Raw genomic sequence first — 21,612 nt, 5'->3', positions numbered from 1 at the left:
AAGCGAAACCAAACAGCGCTGTCGCCTAACTGCTGTTAAGGCAAACAGCGCTGTTTGGTTTCGCTGGAAGTCGCTGTTTTCTGATTTTTGCCCCCTTGAGTTTTACCTGCATTTACATGCCCGCTGCGCGGGCGCGTGCAAATCATCGGATAACAACTCACTAGAGCGAACACTTCGTGTCGCTCACTTCGATCGTTAGGTGAAGCCATGCTAAGAATGGCACCAGATTACATAGCGCTTCTCAATTTACAGGAAGAGCTAAATCTAAAATTAAAGAACGCGTATGAATGCGAGATCGCCAAGGGTGAAGAGCATTTAGCTGATTTCTTGATTTACTATGTGGAAAATCTAGTTAATGAACTGAATAAAAACAAATGGTCATTTGGCCGCTGCGAATACTCTGGTGACAAAAACTTCAGACAGAGCGAGCAATGGTGGTCTGATGGGGACGAACCAGGAAAAGGTACTATCTTGCATTTCATCGGCTTCAGCGTTCAGATTGAGTCGCTCACCTAACTAGTGGTTCAAACCGTTCGCTTCACTCACTGGGACGGGCTAAAGCCCGCCCCTTAACCAAACGTTAGATACCAAGGAGGGCTTCGTGCCAGACAACAAATTGCAAAATCTGGAAAAACGTTACCTAAGTGCCATAATTGACGCGACCACCTCACCAAGCCCTGAACTAGATAAATTTTCTACTTGGCTAACTGGTGGCGCAGCAGCATCAATTGCACTTTCTATTTCCAGCCTAGACAGTTTAATTTCAAATATTGGTCAAGGATATACCAAGGGTTTCATAGTTATTTTGGCCTTCTCAATTTTGCTCGGGCTTATGCAGAAAATACTTGCCATCCAAATCAGTGCATTGAAAACCGTTGATAAGGCCGCCGAAGAAGCACAGTCTAAAATTGCCGAATTGCACTCAGAAGAAAAAATTCGCGATGCATCTCAATATCTTCAAGAAAACACAGACACAGTAAAGGTTGCCGCCCACTATCTTTCATCACTCCCAAAACCTTTCAGATATGAAATAATTAAAAGTTGGAATCAAAGCACTGAAAGTAAACCAAAGCAAGACAGGCAACTAACGCGCTTCACAAACCAAATCCAGATACTTGGGCTCCAAATCCTCACAATATTCGTAGCAATCGGTTTAGTCGTACAAGGTATCTAACAAATGGTATATGGACTCTCCCCACAAGTAGTGAGCAAAGCTTTTCTTTTGCACTTGTCGTCAGCGCGGTTACATTCGTATACCCTAGAAAAAAGGGGACAGATTTATTTATGGCGCAGTGCCGTCACTTCCTAAAAATAAATCTGCCCCCTTTTCCCCAAGAACCATTTTTCCGTTAAACGCGTCGGTGCCAATTTCGAGATTGCACAGTGACACATTCATCTAAGAATACGTCCAATATAATACAGACAAATAGGGAAGTATTTATTTACCGCCATGTCATTTGAAGAAAAGCTAATCACTTTCTGGATATTTACATATATTGCCATATGGCTAGCACGTAAATATCCCAACGCCACCTTATCAAAGCTAGCAAACTCTTGGCATGGCCCAATCCCGAACAATAGGGGACAGACCACGATTAATTTCTCCGTAAATCGTGGTCTGCCCCCTATTGTTTCTCTGAGGCTGGCGTGACGAAAATTTAAGTTCGTTATTACGCCAACGAAGAATTGAGGTACTAGAATGACTAGCCAGCTAGATGAATTGGAGCGGATTCTTGGCGGAAAGATTGAGCTGCGAGATCAGCGAGATATCCCCGGAGTGACGCCTATAGATGGTACAGAGTTCTTGTATTTTGAAGATGACGGAAAGAATAAGCCCAAGAAGCAATTTAATTTGCTGCTGGACTCTGCGGGCACAATAGCCGCCACCAGTGGCGGGGTTGTTTCCGATGGATGTTGTATTGGTTTGCCCGCAGGGCCGGTATTTCATGCCCTGTCTTATCACGGTGATATAGCGGGCTGGCGAGCTGCCGTGGAGGCGGGTGCAAATGCCAGAGGGTTGTTACTTGCTCGGATAGAGGGGGAGCAGTTCGTTATCTCGGATGGTCGCTCATTCCCGCTATCAGAGTGCAAGATAGAATTCGCCTGAGACTTTTATTTGCTCACTCAACACCGGCCCCGCGCCGGTGTTGTTTTATCTGAAACAATAGGGGACACCCATTAGCCGGCCAGGCGTCAAGACTCAAAGCAAACCGCTCTGCTTTTTAACGGCAGAGTTTCTCCAGTGCCTAACCTGATGGGCTATCCCGGTCGAGTCCGTTTCCTCGTTATTGGCTGCGACCGAGTCGCGCCAGTCACCCATATGGATCAAGCGGTGTCTTACTACCAGCACCGCCCTGGCGGGAAATCCGCCCCAGAGAAACGTTGGTGCCGCCAATGTGTCCAAACCGTTTCACAGATCTGTGGCTCGTATGAAAACCATACGTCCAGTTTCCTCTGGCTCACTTGGCAGGCGCCTCGGGTACAACACACTCAGGCGGTGGCAGCAGGCCTCCACTCAGACTCGCTGGCTCGCATCCAGTCCCCTTTCCGGCTGACCGGCTGCCACCTTAACTCGCCTCAGGCGAAACAGCGTTTGGCGTCGAATGGCTGCCTCTCCTTGAGGATGTGATAACTGGCCCTGGCCAGTTTGTGAGCCAGGGCCTTGGTGGCTATCACGTTGTTCGTTTTCGCTTTCTTCCTGTCGAAAAAACGCTTGGCTTCTTCGTTGAAGCGTCGCGCAAAGTTGGCGGCTTCGACAAAGGCCCAGACCAGGTAGGCATTACCGTTCTTGGTGTTGCCTTCCCCCTTCTTCTTGCCATTGGGACCAAAAAAGGGACAGATTTATTTATGGCACCACGCCGTCACTTCCTAAAAATAAATCTGTCCCCTTTTCCGCGTGTCCCCTTTTCCGCGGATCAGCCCCAGAGCGATACTGTAGATCAATAGCGGCCATGAGCCGGAACAAACAATCTAGGCAGCTCTGGAGCACACCTCTTTCGACACTCGATCGGCCCTTTCAAAAAAGCACCACGGGGCTTGACGTGGTAGGTGTCTTGGTTTTTTTCTACAGATTCGTTAGCGCGATATGGTGATCAAGATTAGAGCTTTGGTAATTGGTGGCGTAGTTACGGTGGCTGGTTTTTGCGCGGGCACGCTCTATGGGTTAAACGAGGGTGTCAGAAACCTCTCAATGTTAGAGCAAGTAGCACAGGGAGCACTCGCACGTCATCAGCTTGCAGCGATCCAAAACGGACGAGTTGACTCAGTAAAGCACCTCTTTGAACTGAATATAGACACAGGCGTCCATCGCTACGCAGTTTTTCAGCAGCAAGGTAACGAGCTCTTATCACGGATTTTTCTTCCAGAGTATTTGATGGAGCTTGAGAATTACATCAATCTCATGACTGCGTACCGGAAGGATCATCCGATGGTTTACAGCTCGGACTGGGCAAAGCCATTTGACGGCGATGATGAGGCAACAAGGCTATGGCGTGAACAGCAGTATTTTGAGAGCCAGGAAATGTTGTCAGAAATTCAGGCTGTACTTAGGGGCCACGGGGTGCCTGAATCAGCTCTAACCAATCAAGCCAGCGGACGCTGACGCGCCGCTGCTTTGGGCGTTAGGCTTTACAATTTTCCACACAAGGGGAACACATGCTAAATCTATGTATCGGCCTTTCATTTATTACGTATTGGGTTTTAGGATATTCCCCTATACGATCTAAAGCCTCAGAGCTCATAGAGATATATCTTGTTGATTGCGCAATATTCGCCGGAATACTTTTTGTATGGAGTGTATTGTTTTCGCTAATGAGTCTATGGAAAACCAAGGGAGCCGGCAAAGTAATCACAACTACTTTAGCAACTGCAAACACTCTCTCAATAGCTTATTTAATTCTTCACGCATACAATTCGGCCAGCATCAGCTCGGCTATGACTTTTGAAGAAATAATGATCCCAAGCACAACCAGCACTATTGAGCTTTACCTGAAAGTTGCAAATCCATTTCTACATGCAGCCATACTTGTTTGTGTTATAACCACAATTATCTCATTAATAAAGCGATTCAAAAATCACAATGACCAATCAGCCAACCAAGGCAGAAAATAGAAATTCAATTCACAAGCCTAACAAGTGTATAGAAACGAAAAGGGGGCAGATTTGAATGGCACTTACTTAGCGCTAAGTAAGTGCCATTCGGGACAGATTTATTTACTGTCCTTGCAACTTACAGTGCATAAAAATTCGGTGCGCATGGCGCATCCTGCGACAAGAACAGATGCATCAGGCGCGCGAGTAGCCCCTTCAGGAGGGTGAGCGGAGTCGTCGTGGAAGAGGTTGAGCGGTATGGATGCCGCGAGAGCTGCGATGGGCCAGGGATGGCCCTTCGCAGCGTGCCTCTGGAACGATGATGGAGCGAACGAACCCCGGCGAAGCCGGGGCCGGATGGCGGGGCCGGCGGTTTTGGTTACTTTTGTCGGGACGGCCACCGGAGACAAAAGTGACTCGCCCGGCAGGGCGAAACCAATACGTCAGCAATTCAAAAAAGGGGCATATTTATTTACCGCCCTTGCAACCACTGCATGTCAAAAGCGGTGACCTGCAAAACGCACCTTACGATAAGAGCTCAGACGCGTGAGTAGCCCTTTCGGGAGGATGCGTGGAGTCGTCGAGGAAGAGCCTGACGGATTGCCGCGTCAGCGCATCGAAGGGTGAGTACCCAAACCAGCAGGTGGCAAAAAATCACCAATCCCGCGCAGTCCTTTGAGCACCTGCCCTCGCAGAGTTTTCCCTCATCTTATCCACAGCACAGTCCCCAGATTCTGTGCATGAGTGCCATGTGATGGGCCAGATCCTGCCTGGTCACCGGAGAATCGACACAAGTGATTGATTCATATGGCTATAGACAGCAGTGATAGCGATGCAAAGCCATCGCTGGGCAAAAACTGAGCGGCCTCGGTCAGGCCCCGGAAAAGCTGGCTGAAACGCGCTTTTGCGCAGTTTATCCACAGGACTGCCAACAGATTATGTGAGCAGAACGGGCCGTACGCGATACGGCCCGCTCTGTAAGGCTGGCAGCTACTTCAAACGCGGCTGAACGATGATTTTCACCGCCGATTCATTGTTGTGAATCAGGGTGTCGAAGCCCTTGGCGATCAGGTCGTCGAGCTGGATGCGCTGGGTGATAAAGGGTTCGAGGTTGATCTTGCCCTCCTCGACCAGCTTGATGGTTTCCGCATGGTCGTTGCAGTAGGCAATGGTGCCGCGCACGTCGAGTTCCTTCATCACTACGCTGTGCACGTTGATGGTGGCCGGATGGCTCCAGATCGACACGATCACCACCACGCCTGTGGGCTTGGTCGCGGCGACCAGGGCGTCCATCACCTTGTTGACGCTGGTGCACTCGAAGGCCACATCCACCCCTTTGCCGCCCGTGAGCGCCATCACCTGCTCGACCACATCCACCTGCGAGGGGTCGAGAATGTGGTCGGCTACACCGGATTCACGGGCCTTCTCTTTGCGCTTGGCACTCAGCTCGGTGATGATCACGCTCAGCCCCTTGGCCTTGAGGATCGCCGCCAGCAGCAGACCGATCGGCCCGGCACCACCGACCAGCGCCACGTCGCCAGCCTTGGCACCACTGCGCACAAAGGCATGATGGCCGACTGACAGCGGCTCGATCAGCGCGGCCTGATCCAGCGGGATCTTGTCGGAAATCGGGTGAACCCAGCGGCGCTTGACGGCGATCTTTTCCGACAGACCACCACCATGGCCGCCCAGGCCGATGAAGTTCATGTCCTTGGACAGGTGGTAGCGGTCGCCCGGCCCGGTGGGTACGTCGTCGGCAATGATGTAGGGCTCGACCACCACATGCTGCCCAACCTCGATGTCATCGACGCCTTCGCCCACTGCGTAGACCACCCCGGAAAACTCATGGCCCATGGTGACGGGCGCCGATTCGCCGGAAATCGGGTGTGGATGGCCGCAAGGCGGGATGAAGATCGGCCCTTCCATGAACTCGTGCAGGTCAGTGCCGCAGATGCCGCACCAGGCGACGTCGATGCCGACGGTACCGGGTTTGACCACTGGCTCGGGGATGTCCTCGATACGAATGTCGCCCCGGTCGTAGAAACGCGCTGCTTTCATGCTTCAACCTCCATGCTCAGTTGAGTCGCAAACATCCTGCAGGAACTTCGCAGGATCATGGCTGAAGCGTACGCGCGCATGGATTGCAGTGAATTGCGCTACATCATTGCAATGGGAGACCGTTAGCTCTCCCACGCCCGCTGGGTGAAATTTGTTCTGGCTGCTGGCCCCGGATTGCGCCCGGGCTACGTCACGCCGGCTTGCTCGGCGACGCATCCTCGAAGCGGTCGACCTTGCGCAGGCTCTTGAAGCCGAGCATCCAGCCGCCGGTGACGGTCAGGGTGCAGGCGCAGCCGAGCAGCGCCGCCGGCACCACGCCGAACCAGGCGGCGCTGGTGCCGGCGCGGAACTCGCCCAGTTCGTTGGAAGAGCCGATGAACAGCATGTTCACCGCATTGACCCGGCCGCGCATGGTGTCCGGCGTGGAGAACTGCACCAGGGATGAGCGGATATACATGCTCACCATGTCCGCACCACCGGCCACCACCAACGCGGCGAACGACAGCCAGAACAGACTGGACAGGGCGAACACCAGATTGGCCAGGCCAAACAGCGCGACCGCACCGAACATCACCAGGCCGACATGGCGGTTGAACGGTTTCATGCTCAGGTACAGGCCGACGGACACCTCGCCGATGGCCATGGCGCTGCGCAGCAGACCGAGGCCTGTCGGCCCGACCTCCAGCACCTCCTGGGCATAGATCGGCAACAGCGCAACCACGCCACCGAGCAGCACGGCGAACAGGTCCAGGGAGATGGTGCCGAGGATGATCGGCCGGGTGCGGATGAAGTGGATGCCGGCGGTGAAGCGCGCCCAGGCCGTGGACTCCAGCGCCTGCATCTTTTCCGCGTAACGCACGGGCACCAGCGGCAGCAACGCGGAGCCGGCGAGGAAGCAGGCCAGGCACACGGAGTAGGTCAGCCCGCCACCACCGATGGCGTACAGGGCGCCGCCCAGCACCGGGCCGGAAATGGTCGCGCCGCGCATGATCATGCTGTTGGCGGCAATGGCTGCGGCCAGGCGCTCGCGCGGCACGATCTGCGGCAACAGGCTCGACAGCGCCGGCCCGGTGAAGGCCCGGCCACAGCCGTAGAGCACCAGCACCGCGTAGTACCAGGCGACCGGCGCCTCGCTCAGCGACAGCCACAGCAGCGCCGCCGCACACACACCCTCGACCAACCAACTGAGCATGAGGATCAGCTTGCGGTCGTAGCGGTCGATCAGATCGCCGGCCGGCATCAACAGCAGCAGCATGGGAATGAACTGGGCCAGGCCGACATAGGCCAGCGACAACGGATCGCGCGTCAGATCGTAGACCTGCCAGGCCACCACGATGGCCTGAATCTGCACGGCGAAGACCACCACGATTCGGGAGATGAGAAAAGGCAGGAAACCGGGAAGCCGGTAGACGGAAACGGGGGCAGCGGGCACGGCAGAAACCTTGAGGCATGACCGGCTGGCGCCGGTCGAGGTGAGCCGGCCAATCTACGTCATGGCGCGGTTGCGGGGCAAACGCACGAACAGCCTGTTGCGTGGATCGAACCTTGAGCGCATGGAGAGTGCATCGAGGCGAACCGTGGGAGGCGCGTCAGTGGCTCGCGGCCCAGCCCCTCCCACGATCAGCATCACGCTAGACGAATGCCTGGGCGCCGAAACCACGCGGCAGGCGCTGGCGGCCCGGCAAGGCGGTCAGGCGCGCCTCCCAGGAGCTACGCCAGTCGTTGACCGCACGCGCAGCCTTCTCACGGCGGGCGGCACGGCGCGCAGCATTACGGGCATTGCGGCGTGCTTCGGTGAAGACTTCGGTCTTGCGGCAATTGCGGCATTTGACCTTGGCCAGTTCGGTGGTGGACGGCAGCTTTTCACCATGCGAGCCACAGGCAAGGTGGCCAGAGACTTTGTAGTGCGTAACCATCGCGTTATCTCCTTGATTGTGGGCGTTCGACTGCTGTCAGCCGGTTTACGCCCCTCGGAAATGGGACTCTGCGAGCGGTGCGCGGGTTCATTGTCGGCGACCAAGGGCCATGCTGCCCCTGGCCGTGTAGCCCGATAAGCGGTTTAAATGCGTTCTTTTGCCGGAACCCCACCATGCCCCTGAGCCCCGACGAACTGGCGCAGATCAGCGCCCTCACCCTGGCCCACTACCAGAGCAGCGCCGAGGACTTTCGCGAGGGCACGCGCGACCATGACGTGAGCCAGAACATCGCCGCCCTGCTGCGTCATATCGAGGCTGACAAGCCCTGGCGCATCCTCGATTTCGGCTGTGGCCCGGGACGTGACCTGCGCACCTTCAGCGGCCTTGGTCACGAAGCGGTTGGCCTGGATGGCTGCGCCGAGTTCGTCGCCATGGCGCGCGCCGACAGCAGCTGCGAGGTGTGGCAGCAGAGCTTTCTCGAACTGGATCTGCCGGCCGGGTATTTCGACGGCATCTTCGCCAACGCCAGCCTGTTCCATGTACCCGATCAGGAACTGCCGCGCGTACTCGGCCAGTTGCACGCAGCGCTCAAAGCGGGCGGCGTGCTGTTCAGCTCCAACCCGCGCGGTGAGAATCAGGAAGGCTGGAACGGCCCGCGCTACGGCAGCTATCACGATCTGGAACGCTGGCGCGCGCGGCTCACGGCGGCCGGTTTCGTCGAACTGGAACACTACTACCGCCCCGCCGGCCTGCCACGCGACCAGCAACCCTGGCTGGCCAGCGTGTGGCGGCGTGTGGGTTAACGCGCCTTCAGCGACGGCAACAACGCGGTGAGGATGCCCAGCAGCGGCAGGAAAGAGCACAGCAGGAACACCTGCTCGATGCCGTGGAGGTCCGCCAGGTATCCGAGCAGCGCTCCGCCGATGCCGCCGAAACCGAACATCAGGCCGAAGAACAGCCCGGCGATCAGGCCGACGTTGCCCGGCAGCAACTCCTGGGCGAAGACCACGATGGCGGAGAACGCCGAGGCGAGGATGAAGCCGATCACCATGCTCAGCACGCCGGTCCAGAACAGGCCGACGTGCGGCAACAGCAGGGAGAACGGCGCCACGCCGAGGATGGAGAACCAGATCACCTGCTTGCGCCCGATGCGGTCGCCGATCGGCCCGCCGAAGAAGGTGCCAGCTGCCACCGCGCCGAGAAACAGGAACAGGTAGAGCTGCGAGCTGGCCACAGACAGGTCGAACTTCTCGATCAGGAAGAAGGTGAAGTAACTGGTGAAGCTGGCCATGTAGAAGTACTTGGAGAACACCAGCAGCGCCAGGATCAGCAGGGCGAACTTCACCCGCCCGGCTGACAGGCCGTGGGTGGCCACGCCGCCCTGCTTGAGCTTGAACAGCGTCAGGTGGTGGCGATACCAGCGGCTCAGACCGTACAGCACGACGATGGCGAAGGCGGCGAACAAACCGAACCAGGCGACGTTGCCCTGACCGTAGGGAATGATGATGGCCGCCGCCAGCAGCGGGCCGAAGGCGGTGCCGGCGTTGCCGCCGACCTGAAAGGTGGACTGCGCCAGGCCGTAGCGCCCGCCCGAGGCCAGGCGTGCGATGCGTGACGCCTCGGGGTGGAAGGTCGAGGAGCCGATGCCCACCAGCGCCGAGGCCAGCAGGATCGCCGGGAAGCTGCCGACGAAGGCCAGCATGAGGATGCCGACCAGGGTGCACAGCGAGCCAGCCGGCAGCAGCCAGGGCTTGGGATGGCGGTCGGTGTGGTAGCCCACCCACGGCTGCAACAGCGAGGCGGTGAGCTGGAAGGTCAGGGTGATCAGGCCGATCTGCGCGAAGCTCAGGCCGTAGTTGAGCTTGAGCATCGGGTAGATGGCGGGCAACACCGCCTGGATCAGGTCGTTGATCAGGTGCGCCAGGGCGCAGGCGCCGATCACGCGCATCACCAGGGGGCTGGCCTGACTGGCGGGCGAAACGCCGGCCAGGGAGGTAACGGCAGGACTGCTGGACATGCTTGAAGCTTCCGGACGAGGTGAGGAACGGCGCTATGCTAGGCTCCGCGCAATCGCCTGTCTCACGAAGATAGGGCATCAACCCTCGCAAAAAAGGCAGCCCCATGCGCTTAGCCGATAAATTGCTGGCCGAGATCGACGCGTCGCCCTGGCTGGTCAGCAGCAGCGCCACCGATTATCCGCTCAACGCCATCATCGAACCGCACTCGCACCGCAACAAGCACCAGCTGATCTACGCCATTTCCGGGGTGATGGTGGTGACTTCGGCGATGAACCAGTGGACGGTGCCGCCGAGCCGCGGCATCTGGATGCCCTGCGGCCAGGTGCACGCGATCCGCTGCATCGGCAGCGTGCGCATGCGCAGCGTCTTCGTGCGCCCCGACAGCCTGCCGGACATGCCCGGCGAGTGCCGCGCCGTGGCCATCTCACCGCTGCTCAGCGAGCTGATTCGCGCCGCCGTGGACATTACCCAGCCCTACGCCGAGGACTCGCGCGAGGCACGGGTGATGCGCCTGATCCTCGATGAGCTGCGTATCCTGCCGACCCTGCCGCTGCACCTGCCGCAGCCGGCCGATCCGCGCCTGCAGCCGATCTGTACGACGCTGCAGGACGACCCCGGCGACGCCTCCACACTGGCCGACTGGAGCGCTCGCCTGGACCTGGACGAGAAAACCATCCAGCGCCTGTTCCAGAAGGGTGCCGGCATGACCTTCGGCCAGTGGCGCCAGCAGGCACGCCTGCTGCTTGCGCTGGAACGCATCGCCCTGGGCGAGAAGATCATCGACATCGCCGGGGAGCTGGGCTACGACAGCCCCAGCGCCTTCACCACCATGTTCAAGAAACAGTTCGGCACCACGCCCAGCCAGTTTTTCAAGTGATGCGCGGTGCTAGTGTAGGGGCTGTCGCGGCTGAAGCCCCTCCCACACAGTACGCCTCAACACCGGCGCGCAGCTGGTCAAGCCACGCACCGTGGGAGGCGCTTTAGCGGCGAGCTTTTGTGCGGCTGCGACTGCATGGGCGCAGGAGCTAGAGCGAACCGAAAGCTCCTCCAACAGTGCACGCGTCAACATCGAAGCTCAGCCGCTCAAGCCACGCACCGTAGGAGGCGCTTCAGCGGCGAGCTTTTGTCGATGGATGCAGGAGGTAGCGCCAAGCAGGATGCCAGAGACGAAAGCCCCTCCCCCATCGCACGCGTCAACGCCGGGACGCAGCTGGTCAAGCCACGCACCGTGGGAGGCGCTTCAGCGGCGAGCGGTTCTATCGCGGCTGAAGCCGCTCCTACGTCACACCCGCAGGCTGTCGCCGGCTGGCCGTTCGGGCGAGAGATAGCTGACCAGTTGCCGCGCATGGGAGGACAGCGCGTCCCAGCTGCGCACGCACAGGCGCAGCTCGCGGGTAGCCCAGACATCCTCCAGCATCACTACCGTCACCGGCAGTTCCTGGGCGAAGCGGGTCGCGGCCACCTCGGGCAGCATGGACACGCCGACGCCCTGCGCCACCAGCTGGGCGATGGCATCGAAGCTCGGCGCACGCACGCGCACCTTCAGTGGCAGAGCGTGGCGCACCGCCATGTATTCGATGAAACGCTGCATCGCGCGCTCGGCCGGCAGGCAGACGAAGGGGTAAGTGAGCGCAGCGCGCAGCGAGGCCGGGCGCTGGCCGATCAGCGCATGCCCGTGCGGCACCAGCATCACCAGGCGGTCGTTGCGAAACGGTAGTGACAGCAGGTCATCGGTGGGCAGGTTGCCGTCGTACACACCGATGTCGATGGCGCCCTCCCGCACCGATCTCAATACGGCTTTGCTGCCCTGCTCGGCCAGTTGCAGGTCCACTTCCGGGTAGTCGGCCAGGAAGGGGCCGAGCGCCGCTGGCAGGAAGGTGCTGTTGGCCACCGTGGAAGCGCCCAGGCGCAGGGTGATGCGCCGCTCGCCCTTCAGTTCCTGCAGGGTGTCGCTGAGCTGGCGAGCCTCCTTCAGCACGCCCTGGCAAGCCTCCAGTACCAGACGCCCGGCCGGCGTCGGGGTCATGCCGTCGCTGCTGCGCACGAACAGCGTCAGCCCGCAGCGCTCCTCGAATAGACGCAGGCGGGTGCTGGCCGCCGACACCGCAACGGGAAAGGTCGCTGCCGCCTTGCTCAGGCTGCCAGTGACGGCAATGGCGGCAATCAGGCGCAGGTCGGGCAGATCGAAATGCATTTAGCCTTCTCCAAATCAGAACGCTCACTTCGTGAAATTGCGATTCTGGCCGTTTGGTTTTCCATTCAGAATAACAGCTTATTTCCTGCCGCAGCCCCGCCCCATGAATGCCTTGACCGCCTCCTACCGCCGCAGCCTGGACAGTGGCGTACTGTTCGCCGTGCTCTCGGCCACTGGCTTCAGCCTGAAAGCCATCTTCGTCAAACTGGCCTACGCCGCCGCACCGGTGGACGCCGTGACACTGCTGAGCCTGCGTATGGCGCTGGCCTTGCCGTTGTTTCTCTGGCTGCTGTGGCTGAGCCGGGGCACAGGGCTGGCGCGGCTGTCGGCGAAGGACTGGGCGCATGTCCTGCTGCTGGGGATGTTCGGCTACTACCTGTCCAGCCTGTTCGACTTCCAGGGCCTGCAGTACATCAGCGCCGGGCTGGAGCGGCTGATCCTGTTCACCTACCCGACGCTGGTGCTGCTGTTGCAGATGCTGGCGCTGGGCGAGCGCCCGGGGCCGCGCACCTTCCTGGCCCTGGGCCTGTGCTACCTGGGCCTGGGCATCGCTCTGGTGCATGACATCCGCGTCGAGGGAGACAGTGAGCAGATCCTGCTGGGCGCCGCCTGGGTGTTCGCCAGCGCCGTGACCTACGCCCTGTACTACCTGGGCACCGGCGTGGTGATCCGCCGGGTCGGTTCGATGCGCCTGGCCGGTCTGGCCGGCAGCGCTTCGGCGCTGATGGTGCTGATCCACTATGGCTTGACCCGCGATCCCTCGCAGTTGATGAGCCTGCCTCGTGAGGTGTGGCTGCAGGGGGCGCTGATGGCGGTGCTGTCGACGGTGTTGCCGATCTACTGGCTGGCCCTGGCGGTGCAGCGCATGGGTGCCAGCCATGCCGCCATGTTCGGCAACCTCGGCCCGGTGCTGACGCTGTTCGCCGCCTGGGTAATGCTCGGCGAGACCATCACCCTGTACCAGATCACCGGCCTGGCGCTGGTGCTGCTGGGCGTCTCGCGCCTGTCTGGCAAGCGCAAGACGCAGTGACCGGGCTAGAACGTGCACAGCTGACCATGCCAGCGCAGTTGTTCGTCGACTACTGCAAGGTGGAGCTGGGCGAGCAGCTGATGGCGCCGCCAGCCTGACCCTGCTGGTTCAGACCTGGAACTGCATGACGGCGTTACGCATACCCTGCGCCACCCGCTCCAGCTCCTCGGCAGAGCGCGCCAGGTCGTTCACCGCCTGGGCGTTTTGCTGAGCCATTAGCGCGATCTGCTCGACACGCTGCGCCACATCGTTGCTGGCGTCGCTCTGCTCACCGATGGTGTGGGAAATCTCCCCCACCATCTGGGCCGCGCGCTGCGCACCGTCACGTATCTCGTTGATCGAATCGCCAGCCTGGTGTGCCAGGCTCACGCCGTCGTTCACCCGCGTCACCCCTGCCTGCATGCTGTTCACCGCCAGGTTGGTGTTGCCGCGGATGCGCTCGATCATGTCGGTGATTTCCTGGGTCGACTGCGCAGTACGCGCCGCCAGGTTGCGCACCTCGTCGGCGACCACGGCGAAACCACGGCCAGCCTCCCCCGCGCGAGCCGCCTCGATAGCAGCGTTGAGGGCGAGCAGGTTGGTCTGCTCGGCGATGCTCTTGATGACCTGGATGATCGAGTGAATTTCCTCGGATGAGCGCCCCAGTTCGGTGATCGTCTCGGACGACGAGGAAACCGCCTCGGCGATGCGGTTCATGCCCTCGACCACGCCGAGAATGACCTGGCCGCCACTGTCGGCCAGTTGCCCGGAGTGGGCGGAAATGCCCTTGGCATCGTGGGCGTGCGAGGACACCTGGGCGATGTTGCGGATCATCTGCTCCATCACCGCAGCCATGCTCGTGGCACTGTCGGCCTGCTGGGTGGAGTCGTGCAGGATGCCCTGGGCGGTGCCGTTCAGGATGCGGGCGGTGTGCTGCAACTGATCGCTGTGCTGGGTGATGCTGCTGATCATCCGCCCGAGGTTGCCCTGCATCTCGGCGAGGGCCTGCAGCAACTGACCAGCCTCGTCCTGCCGATCCACCTCGATACGACCACGCAGGTTACCGCTGGCGATGGCGCGGGCGGCGTCGACGGAACGCTGCAACGGCCCCAGCACACTGCGCATCAGGCTCCAGGTGATCAGCCCCAGCAGCAGGCTGACCAGCACGATACCGCTGACCAGGTAGATCTTGGCCTGGTTCACCGCACTCTCGCCACTCATGTGGGCTGCGCTGACCTGCTCTTCGATCAGGCTGCTGAGCGCCTCGTTCTTGGTTTCGAGATCGCTGAAACGCTGTACGAACGACGGCATTCCCTGCCTGGCGGCCTTGGCATCACGCAGGGCCGCTTCGGTGATCTGCTCGGCTTCGCTGATGTAGGCGTTGAGCGCCGGTTGCGACTGAGCGATGGCCTGCTGGATGTCAGCCGGTAGCGGCAACTCGGCGTTGGCGGCCATGGCGCGCTTGAACCAATCGGCATGCTCACGCAGATCGCTGCGCACCTGTTCGGCAGCGGCCTGATCGCCAGGTTCGACGCTGAAGGCAGCGAGCACGTCGGCGCGCAGCGCGTCGTGCATCATGTCCCCCTCCAGATGATTGCGCAGCGCCGCGACGCTCAGTTGGTTCTGCGCCAGCGCGTCATTGAGCTGGGTCTGCCCCCAGAAGCCCACGGCCCCCAGCCCCGCCGCAACGGCCACGCTCAGCACGCCGCTGGCGATCATCTTCTGACGAATATTCATGCACGGCTGCCTGACTGTGGCGAAGGGAATGGTAAGTCTAGTTCAGCTGCCGAGACTGCAAGACCCGCGCCCTACTCCAGCACGGGGCGCAAGAAGCTGCGCTCGTAGCTGAGGACGCAGCGCGTCTCTTCGGCATAGCGGAAGGCCGCCTGGCACTCGGCGTCGGCGAAGGAATCCTGACGATAGCGTTCGTATTCGGCCAGGCTGGGGAAGCTGAACAGCGCCAGAGCCACGTTGTTGGCCCCCTCGGAGGGCAGGAAGTAACCGTGGTGCGTGCCGCCGAAGCGCTCTACCAAGGGAATCCACAGCTTGGCGTAATGCTCGAATTCCTTGAGCTTGTAGGGATCGACGATGTAGCGCAGGTAGCAGGTGATCATGACTGTCCTTCCTTGCGGGTAGATTCGATGAGCGCGGGATATAAACACGGCGCAGCGAGCTGCGCCGCTGCTGGAAATACTTGCCTCGCCAAGCAGCCCGGACCGCCCCAACGGGACCAGCCTTGTAGCCTCTGCACCGGCATGCTGCCTGCGCCCCGGGAACCAGGCCTCAGCGCCTACCGGGAGGACGAGAGCCTCAAGCTGTAGCGCACCTGAGATAACCGGCACGGCTCCGCAGCAGCATCAGCGCCAGGCCTGCGACCCAGAGCACCGAGATGCCGTAGTTGATGCGCTGATACAGGCCGAACGAGTGCCCGGCCTCGACGGCCTGGGCCATCAGCACCACGGTGACCACGGCCAACAGGGTGCAAGCGCTGGAAAACAGGCCAAAGCCGCGCGAGCCCAGCAGGCGTTTGCTGACAAATGCCCAGATCAGGCTGGCCAGGGTCAGCGAGAGAAACATCACCAGCCCGGCCAGGTTGTGCATCTGCTGCGAGAAGGACGGCTGTGCCGGCGCGCAGCCCTGGTCGCAAGCGAAGTAGCCGGTAACGAAACTGGCCAGCCCGTGGACGAGAATCAGCCCGGCACTGAACAGCGCCAGGCGCGAACCGCGTACCTGGCGCATCACCCCAACGGCAAACAGCACGAAGAACACACCCAAGGGCAGATTGTTGAGCCAGGCCGAAAAACCCTGGGTGGGTGAGCCCTGCGCGCCCAGCTGGCTCATGGCCTGATCGAGATGGCTGTAACCGGGATAGGCCAGAGCCGTCAGCAGCACGCCAAAGAACAGCCAGAACGGTATCAATACGCCAAGGCCAAGCAACACCCAATCCATGTTTTTCATACGTCCCTGTTCCTTGCTGGCAGCGGGCAACTGGCGCCCTGAAGACGCGGATTATGCCCAAGAAACGTCCACCCTGCGCGCTAGGCCCAGCACCTGATGTTGTCAGTCTCTTCATGCTGCCAGGCCGTACACGATGACTGCGTCGTGTACGGCTGGCCGTCATGGCCCAGCCAGGCGCCGCTCAATACACCGCGATATGCGAGTCGGCCCTCGGCTCGGTACCGCCGCAGAGCACGCCGGTCTGTGGGTCGCGCACGATGATCTGGCCGCGCCCGTACTCGGTGCGGTCGCAGGCCACCTCGATCTGATGCCCGCAACGGGCCAGGGCGAAGGTCAGGTCACGCGGGGTTTCCTGCTCGATGCCGACCTTCTGCCCGCCCAGCCACTGCCAGCGCGGAGCGTCCAGCGCGGCCTGCGGGTTGAGGCCGAAGTCGACCATGTTCATCACCATCTGCACGTGGCCCTGCGGCTGCATATAGCCGCCCATCACGCCGAACGGGCCAACCGCTACACCGTCCTTGCTGAGAAAGCCGGGGATGATGGTGTGGAAGGTCTTCTTGCCCGGTTGCAGGTAGTTGGCATGGCTCGGGTCGAGGCTGAACTCGTAGCCCCGGTTCTGCAGGGCGATACCGCTATCCGGCAGCACCACGCCGGAGCCGAAGCCGTGGTAGGCGCTCTGGATGAACGAAACCATGTTGCCCTCGGCGTCGGCGGTGGCGACGTACACCGTGCCGCTGGCCTGCGGGTCGCCATGCAGCGGCTCGCGGGCACGCTCGCCGATCAGCGCGCGGCGCTGGGCGCAGTAGTCATCGGCGAGCAGCTCTTCGGCGGCCACGCGCATGTGCTCGGGGTCGGTGATGTAGTGCAGACCGTCGGCGTAGGCCAGCTTCATCGCCTCGATCTGACGGTGCCAGGTCTGCCGGCTGTCGCGGTGATCGAAGTCGAAGCCTTCGAGAATCTTCAGGGTCATCAGGGCGATCAGGCCCTGACCAGCCGGCGGAATTTCCCAGACGTCATAGCCACGGTAGCTGACCTTGATCGGCTCGACCCAGCGCGGCAAATAGCCGGCCAGATCGTCGACCGAGAGTTTGCCACCGCTGGCCGCGGCATGGCTGGCCAGACGCTCGGCGATGGCGCCCCGGTAGAAGCTCTCGCACTGAGTCTCGGCCAGCTCGGCCAGGGTCTGCGCCTGCGCCGGGTTGCGGAACAGTTGTCCGGCGACCGGCGCCTGGCCGTCGATCAGGTAGGTGTCGAACCAGGCCTGCAACTCGGGGAAGGCCTCGCGGCTGGCCTGGTATTCATCGAGGGCGATACGCCACTGGTGGGCGACCACTGGCGATACCGGGAAGCCATCGCGCGCCAGCTCGATGGCCGGCTGCAGCAGCTCAGCGAAGGGCAGCTTGCCGAAACGCTGCGACAGCTCGGCCCAGGCAGCAGGGCAGCCAGGTACGGTGACCGGCAGCCAGCCGTGCACCGGCACACGCTCGTGGCCGGCAGCCTTGACCTCCTCGCTGGACAGCGCCGCCGGCGCATGGCCACTGGCGTCGAGGCCGTACAGCTTGTCCTTGAACCAGACCAGGGCGAAGGCGTCACCACCAATCGCGCAGCCGGTGGGCTCGACCACCGTCAGCGCGGCGGCAGTGGCGATGGCGGCATCGATGGCGTTACCGCCACGGCGCAGCATGGCGATACCCGCTTCGGCCGCCAGCGGTTGCGACGCGGCGACCATGCCCTTGCGGGCGAACACGCTCTGGCGCTGGGACGCGTAGGGATATTCGTGAGCAGAAAAATTGAGCATGGATTGAACTCGATCCAGAGATTGAACAAGGCCGCTCGCGACCTTCACAGAACGCGGCTGAGGAACTCCCGCGTGCGCGGGTGATGAGGGTTGCCGAAGACCTGGGCCGGCGGACCTTCTTCGATCAACTCGCCCTGGTGCAGCACCACCACGCGGTCGGCCACCTCGCGGGCAAAGCCCATCTCGTGGGTGACCACGACCATGGTCATGCCCTCCTCGGCCAGCTCCTTCATCACCTGCAGCACCTCGCCCACGGTTTCCGGGTCCAAAGCACTGGTTGGCTCGTCGAAGAGCATCGCCTGCGGCTTCATCGCCAGCGCGCGGGCAATCGCCACGCGCTGCTGCTGTCCGCCGGAAAGCTGGCTGGGGTAGTGATCGGCCTTGTCCGACAGGCGCACGCGGGCCAGCAGTTGCCGCGCCTGCTCCTCGGCCTCGCGCCGACCGACGCCAAGCACCTGGGTCGGCGCCTCGATGATGTTTTCCAGCACGGTCATGTGCGGGAACAGGTTGAAGCGCTGGAACACCATGCCGATGTCGCGGCGCATGCGCGCGATGTTGCGCTCGGAGTCACGCACGCGCTTGCCGTCGGCGCGCTCGATGTAGCCCATGGGCTTGCCGTTGACCCGGATGCTGCCGCCCTGGATATCCTCCAGGTAGTTGAGGCAGCGGATGAAGGTGGTCTTGCCCGAGCCGGAGGCGCCGATCAGCACCACCACCTCGCCGCGGCGCACGTTCAGCGATACGCCCTTGAGGATCTCCAGCTCGCCGAAACGCTTGTGCACGCTCTGCGCCTGGATCACCAGACTCTCGTCCAATGCGCTCATCTCAACGCCCCCTCAGAAATTTCATGGCACCCAGGCCGAACAGCCGGCTGCTCGCCGGCACATGGCCGTCGGTACGCCCGAAGCGAAGCTCCAGCCAACGCTGGAAGAAGCCCCAGAGCGTGGTCAGCAGCAGGAAGTAGATGGCCACCACCAGATACAGCTCGAACACACGGAAGGTGGCCGAGGTGATCATCTGCGTGCTGAGCAGCAGCTCCTGCACGCCGATCACGCTGACCAGGGTGGTGTTCTTGAGCATCACGTTGAACTCGTTGCCCAGCGGCGGCACGATCACGCGAAAGGCCTGCGGCAGCACGATGCGCCGCATCAGCCGTGGATAACTCATCCCCAGCGAACGCCCCGCTTCGTACTGGCCACGATCCACCGCGTTGATGCCGGAGCGGATGATCTCCGCCATGTAGGCACCTTCGTTGAGAGCCAGGGCGAGGATCGCTGCCTGGATGTTGCCCGGCAGAACGAACAGGCCCAGGTTCAGATCCTCGAAGCGGAAGATGCCGCCCGCCGCCAGCGCGGTGTAGAGGAAGACGATCTGCACCAACAAGGGTGTGCCACGCATCAGCCAGATGTAGAAGCGCACCGGGTAGTTGAGCAGCGGATTGCTGGAAGCGCGCATCAGCGCCGCCAGCAAACCCAGGACGCATCCCAGCAGCATCGCCATCACCGCAATCACGCAGGTCAGCCAGAGGCCGTAGAGATATACGTCGCTGGGCTGCAGCAAGTATTGCCAGAATATGTCCCAGTTGAAGTTCATCGTCTTACCTCAGTCGAGCTGGTTGCCTTCGATGTGCCACTTGCTGAGCAGCGCCATGTAGCTGCCGTCAGCCTTCATGTCGGCCAGAGCCTGGCTGACCGCCTTGCTCAGCTCGGCATCATCCTTGCGCAGACCGAAGCCGGTGAGGATCTTGGCGAAGGCCGGCACACCGGTTTCGAACAGATCGGGCGCCATGCTCTGGTAGTAGCCGGCGGTTTCCATGGTGGTGCCGTAGGCATCGGCCTGACCGACGCGCAGTGCCTGGAAGGCATCGGTGTCGGAGTTGAACACCACCAGGGTCATCGGCGCCTTGCCGGCCTTGGCGAGCAGGTCGTTATGCGCTTCGAGCAAGGTGCGGATGGTGGAGCCGTTGAGTACCGCGACGCGCTTGCCGGACAGGTCGTCGAGGCTGTGGATACCGGCTGGGTTGCCCTTGAGCACGGTGACTGCCTGGCTGGAATACATGTAGTTGACGATGTCGATGACTTCGCGGCGCTCGGGCTTGTCGAACAGCTGGTCGACGATCATGTCGCAATGCTGCGCCATCAGCGCCGGGATCAGGCCGGAGAACGGCGTAACCCGCCATTCCACACGCTTGCCACCGAGGCGCTTGGCGATCTCGTCACCCAGCTCGACGGTGATGCCGACCGGCTTCTGCTGCGCGTCGAAGAAGCCCATGGGCGGCGAGTCCATCGCCCCGCAATAAACGATCTTGTCCGACGCTTGCAGGCGTTCGGGAACCGTGACCTCGGCCTGGGCCAGACCAGCCATCAGCGATAGGGCCATCAGGGATGTGGTGAAAGTGCGTTTTGACATATTCGACTCCGGTGTAATTGTTGGTATGGCAGTTCGAAATGAAACGGAGGTCATCGGGTCTCAGGCGCCCGACTTTTCCAGGAATTCGAGCAGATCGGGGACGGTGCCCTCGATGTGCTCGCAGATGATCCGCTCGGCATGCGCGGCGTCACCCGTGCGCAAGGCGTCGAGGATCACCTTGTGCTCTTCACGGGCGCTCAGCGGCTTGTCGACGTGCTTGAGCCAGAGGCGCATGTACGGCTCGATCAGTGCGTAGAGGGCGCTGATCTGGCGCATCAGCCGTGGACGCTCGCTGAGGCTGCACAGGTATTCGTGGAAGATGCGGTGGCGCACCACCCACTCCGAGCTGTCTTCGCGGCAGTCGTCCATCTCGTCGAGCAGACGTTCCAGGCGCGCCAGGTGGCGCTCGCTGACCTTGGGTGTGGCCACACGAATCGCCAGCCCCTCGAGGGCGCTGCGCATCTCGAAGACCTCACGCATCTGATCGAGGTTGAGGCCGCTCACGATTGCGCCGCGATTGGGTCGCAGCGTTACCAGCCCTTCTGCCGCCAGGCGCTTGAAGGCGCCACGGATCGGCATGCGGCTCATCTCCAGCTCGCTGGCGATGTCCTCGGCGATCAGCCGGTCGCCGGTGCGATAGCGGCCCTGGCAGATGGCATCGAGCAGATGCAGATAGGCTTCGTCCTCGGCGGACAAAGCTGGCTGGGCGTTGTAGGTAACGGCGAAAGGCATGGAGAGGATTCCTGAATTTTTGGATCCAAAAACACAATCATCCAAAAGCATCGACCATGCCAAAAATGCCAAGCCGTTGTTTTAAAAGGAAATGGGATGTTTGGTGGAAGAATCTGCGCCTAGAAATCGCACCAAAAACGTTACCAGGCGCCCCGTTTCAAGGCACGAACGAGGTAAAAAGCCACACCCGCGCGGTGAATGGATGGGCTACTGCATCCACCCGACCAGGCGCGCCAGCAGGGCGTCACAAGGCTCGAGCTGATCGAGACTGCCGGGCGGCAGACCAGGGTGGTGAAGTCCTCGCGCCCGGCGATCACGGCGTCACAGGCAGCGTCGGTGAACAGGTTGCGGCGGGGACATGGGCGCATCCGCAGGGTGGATGGCGCTTCCCCCATCAACCATCACAGAGCAGGCGGTGGATGAAAAGAGCG

The 21,612-nt window shown here is 61.0% G+C and carries 22 protein-coding genes; 9 read left to right on the top strand and 13 right to left on the bottom strand.

The features are described 5' to 3' along the window. The 6 genes from PCLY_RS25160 to PCLY_RS05970 all read left to right on the top strand — a co-directional run. On the top strand, positions 1-199 hold a 199-nt coding region (locus PCLY_RS25160), incomplete at its 5' end, for a hypothetical protein (protein WP_231740112.1). 8 nt (positions 200-207) lie between these two features. Beyond that, entirely contained in the window at positions 208-516 is a 309-nt protein-coding gene (locus PCLY_RS05980; RefSeq protein ID WP_061238371.1) for a hypothetical protein, read from the top strand. A gap of 85 nt (positions 517-601) precedes the next feature. Further along, the gene (locus PCLY_RS24805; RefSeq protein WP_156458564.1) at positions 602-1,174 is read left to right on the top strand and encodes a hypothetical protein; all 573 of its coding nucleotides are present in this window, start codon (positions 602-604) and stop codon (positions 1,172-1,174) included. Between the two features lie 525 nt (positions 1,175-1,699). Then, entirely contained in the window at positions 1,700-2,107 is a 408-nt protein-coding gene (locus tag PCLY_RS05975) for a hypothetical protein (RefSeq protein ID WP_061238370.1), read from the top strand. A 542-nt stretch (positions 2,108-2,649) separates the two neighbouring features. Further along, the gene (locus PCLY_RS24800; RefSeq protein WP_156458563.1) at positions 2,650-2,946 is read left to right on the top strand and encodes a hypothetical protein; all 297 of its coding nucleotides are present in this window, start codon (positions 2,650-2,652) and stop codon (positions 2,944-2,946) included. 139 nt (positions 2,947-3,085) lie between these two features. Then, positions 3,086-3,601, top strand: coding sequence for a hypothetical protein (locus tag PCLY_RS05970; RefSeq protein ID WP_061238369.1), 516 nt, complete (start codon positions 3,086-3,088; stop codon positions 3,599-3,601). A gap of 1,478 nt (positions 3,602-5,079) precedes the next feature. Here the strand turns inward: PCLY_RS05970 and PCLY_RS05965 are convergent. From PCLY_RS05965 to PCLY_RS05955, 3 genes are all read right to left on the bottom strand, one after another. After that, positions 5,080-6,147: a 2,3-butanediol dehydrogenase gene (locus PCLY_RS05965; RefSeq protein WP_061238368.1), complete on the bottom strand. Its 1,068-nt coding sequence runs from the start codon at positions 6,145-6,147 to the stop codon at positions 5,080-5,082. A gap of 190 nt (positions 6,148-6,337) precedes the next feature. Then, positions 6,338-7,579: an MFS transporter gene (locus tag PCLY_RS05960; RefSeq protein ID WP_061238367.1), complete on the bottom strand. Its 1,242-nt coding sequence runs from the start codon at positions 7,577-7,579 to the stop codon at positions 6,338-6,340. 199 nt (positions 7,580-7,778) lie between these two features. Beyond that, positions 7,779-8,063, bottom strand: coding sequence for a hypothetical protein (locus PCLY_RS05955; RefSeq protein ID WP_061238366.1), 285 nt, complete (start codon positions 8,061-8,063; stop codon positions 7,779-7,781). Positions 8,064-8,236: 173 nt separating this feature from the next. Here PCLY_RS05955 and PCLY_RS05950 point away from each other — a divergent pair, with 173 nt between their 5' ends. Next, positions 8,237-8,866: a class I SAM-dependent methyltransferase gene (locus tag PCLY_RS05950; protein ID WP_061238365.1), complete on the top strand. Its 630-nt coding sequence runs from the start codon at positions 8,237-8,239 to the stop codon at positions 8,864-8,866. Here the strand turns inward: PCLY_RS05950 and PCLY_RS05945 are convergent. Then, positions 8,863-10,080: an MFS transporter gene (locus PCLY_RS05945; protein WP_061238364.1), complete on the bottom strand. Its 1,218-nt coding sequence runs from the start codon at positions 10,078-10,080 to the stop codon at positions 8,863-8,865. The genes PCLY_RS05950 and PCLY_RS05945 overlap by 4 nt on opposite strands. A 104-nt stretch (positions 10,081-10,184) precedes the next feature. Here PCLY_RS05945 and PCLY_RS05940 point away from each other — a divergent pair, with 104 nt between their 5' ends. Beyond that, positions 10,185-10,958, top strand: a complete 774-nt coding sequence (locus PCLY_RS05940) for an AraC family transcriptional regulator (protein ID WP_061238363.1) — start codon at positions 10,185-10,187, stop codon at positions 10,956-10,958. A 405-nt stretch (positions 10,959-11,363) separates the two neighbouring features. On the opposite strand, the gene PCLY_RS05935 is transcribed toward PCLY_RS05940, so the two are convergent. Then, the gene (locus tag PCLY_RS05935) at positions 11,364-12,275 is read right to left on the bottom strand and encodes a LysR family transcriptional regulator (RefSeq protein WP_061238362.1); all 912 of its coding nucleotides are present in this window, start codon (positions 12,273-12,275) and stop codon (positions 11,364-11,366) included. Positions 12,276-12,378: 103 nt separating this feature from the next. On the opposite strand from PCLY_RS05935, the gene PCLY_RS05930 reads away from it, so the two are divergent. Next, entirely contained in the window at positions 12,379-13,305 is a 927-nt protein-coding gene (locus PCLY_RS05930; RefSeq protein ID WP_061238361.1) for a DMT family transporter, read from the top strand. Between the two features lie 108 nt (positions 13,306-13,413). Here PCLY_RS05930 and PCLY_RS05925 read toward each other — a convergent pair whose 3' ends face one another. The 8 genes from PCLY_RS05925 to PCLY_RS05890 all read right to left on the bottom strand — a co-directional run bounded on the left by PCLY_RS05925 (position 13,414) and on the right by PCLY_RS05890 (position 21,181). Further along, positions 13,414-15,021, bottom strand: coding sequence for a methyl-accepting chemotaxis protein (locus tag PCLY_RS05925; protein WP_061238360.1), 1,608 nt, complete (start codon positions 15,019-15,021; stop codon positions 13,414-13,416). A gap of 71 nt (positions 15,022-15,092) precedes the next feature. Further along, positions 15,093-15,398, bottom strand: a complete 306-nt coding sequence (locus PCLY_RS05920) for an NIPSNAP family protein (protein WP_061238359.1) — start codon at positions 15,396-15,398, stop codon at positions 15,093-15,095. Between the two features lie 196 nt (positions 15,399-15,594). Then, positions 15,595-16,242, bottom strand: coding sequence for a DUF998 domain-containing protein (locus PCLY_RS05915; RefSeq protein WP_061238358.1), 648 nt, complete (start codon positions 16,240-16,242; stop codon positions 15,595-15,597). Positions 16,243-16,423: 181 nt separating this feature from the next. Continuing rightward, complete coding sequence (locus tag PCLY_RS05910) at positions 16,424-18,040, bottom strand: gamma-glutamyltransferase family protein (protein WP_061238357.1); 1,617 nt, start codon at positions 18,038-18,040, stop codon at positions 16,424-16,426. Between the two features lie 44 nt (positions 18,041-18,084). After that, the gene (locus PCLY_RS05905; protein WP_061238356.1) at positions 18,085-18,864 is read right to left on the bottom strand and encodes an amino acid ABC transporter ATP-binding protein; all 780 of its coding nucleotides are present in this window, start codon (positions 18,862-18,864) and stop codon (positions 18,085-18,087) included. A gap of 1 nt (position 18,865) precedes the next feature. Next, on the bottom strand, positions 18,866-19,633 hold the full coding sequence (locus tag PCLY_RS05900) for an amino acid ABC transporter permease (protein WP_061238355.1): 768 nt from the start codon (positions 19,631-19,633) through the stop codon (positions 18,866-18,868). Positions 19,634-19,642: 9 nt separating this feature from the next. Next, positions 19,643-20,449, bottom strand: coding sequence for an ABC transporter substrate-binding protein (locus PCLY_RS05895; protein WP_061238354.1), 807 nt, complete (start codon positions 20,447-20,449; stop codon positions 19,643-19,645). Between the two features lie 60 nt (positions 20,450-20,509). After that, entirely contained in the window at positions 20,510-21,181 is a 672-nt protein-coding gene (locus tag PCLY_RS05890) for a GntR family transcriptional regulator (protein ID WP_061238353.1), read from the bottom strand. Positions 21,182-21,612 lie beyond the last annotated feature (431 nt).

The sequence above is a fragment of the Ectopseudomonas composti genome (genome assembly GCF_001567565.1).
GTDB classification, from domain to species: domain Bacteria; phylum Pseudomonadota; class Gammaproteobacteria; order Pseudomonadales; family Pseudomonadaceae; genus Aquipseudomonas; species Aquipseudomonas composti_A.
This window is presented reverse-complemented; position numbering and strand designations above follow the sequence as displayed.